The 1,232-nt window shown below is 66.8% G+C and carries 1 protein-coding gene; it reads left to right on the top strand.

Going from position 1 to position 1,232, the window contains the following annotated elements:
• The first annotated feature begins 87 nt into the window (after positions 1-87).
• On the top strand, positions 88-1,221 hold the full coding sequence (locus tag ACGF2Y_RS36675; RefSeq protein ID WP_392956449.1) for an IS630 family transposase: 1,134 nt from the start codon (positions 88-90) through the stop codon (positions 1,219-1,221).
• Positions 1,222-1,232 lie beyond the last annotated feature (11 nt).

Below are 1,232 nucleotides of genomic sequence, written 5' to 3'. Positions count from 1 at the left end.
CTAGTGCCGCGTCAGCCAGGGTTCGCCCTCTCGTGACGTGTCGCCCGGTTGCTGCGGTCGGCAGCTCCGGGCGGTCAGAATGATCACGTGGCTGAACGTGTGCGGGTCCGTGAGATCGATGACGACGAGGGGCGACGGCTACTGCGGATCGTCCGCAGAGGCACCGGGTCGGTGGTGACCTGGCGGCGGGCCCAGATGGTGCTGCTGTCCGCCCAGCGCATGAACGTGGCGAAGATCGCGGAGGTGACGTTCACCAGCGCGGACCGGGTCCGGGACGTGATCCACAACTTCAACGCGGACGGCTTCGACTCGCTCTATCCCAAGTACAAAGGCGGCCGGCCGAGAACGTTCACGCTGCCCGAGCGCCGGGAGATCAAGAAGATCGCCAAGTCCAGGCCGGCCGAGCACGGCCTGCCGTTCTCGACCTGGAGCCTGGCCAAGCTGGCCGACTTCCTGGTCGCCGAGGGGGTGGTCGACGACATCAGCCACGAGGGCCTTCGGGTCCTGCTCCGCGAGGAGGGCGTCTCCTTTCAACGCGTGAAGACCTGGAAGACCTCCCGCGATCCGGAATACGCGGCCAAGAAAGCGAGGGTCGAGCACCTCTACGCGATTGCCGACGGTGAGGTCATACCCGAGGAAGGCGAACCCGAAGTCGTCTTCTGCCTGGACGAGTTCGGACCCCTCAACCTCCAGCCCCACCCCGGGAGGCAGTGGGCCGAGCGCGGCGGCCGGCACAAGGACCCCGATCGTGAGCCCCGGCCCCGCCGCCGGGCGACCTACACCCGCCCACACGGAGTCCGGCACCTGTTCGCCGCCTACGACCTCGCCAAGAACCAGCTCTACGGGCACGTCAAGAAGACCAAGAACCGGTCGAAGTTCCTGGAATTCTGCCGCTACCTGCGCTCACTGCACCCGGCGAACGTGCGGATCGCGATCGTCTGTGACAACCACTCGCCGCACCTGACGACAAAGCGGTGCCAGCGGGTCGGGACGTGGGCGGCGGCAAACAACGTGGAGATCGCCTACACCCCGACCAACAGCTCGTGGCTCAACCGGATCGAGGCCCAGTTCACCGCCCTGCGCTACTTCGCCCTCGACGGCACCGACCACCCCAGCCACAAGGCCCAGGGCAGCATGATCCGCCGCTACATCATCTGGCGGAACAAGCACGCCGCCGACGAACGCCTACGAGAAGTCGTCGCCAGGGCGAACGTTGCCTGATGCGGCACTAG

It is taken from the genome of Streptomyces sp. NPDC048142, assembly GCF_043202835.1.
GTDB lineage: Bacteria > Actinomycetota > Actinomycetes > Streptomycetales > Streptomycetaceae > Streptomyces.
Note: the sequence above shows the minus strand (reverse complement) of the source record. Positions and strands in the feature narration are given on the sequence as shown.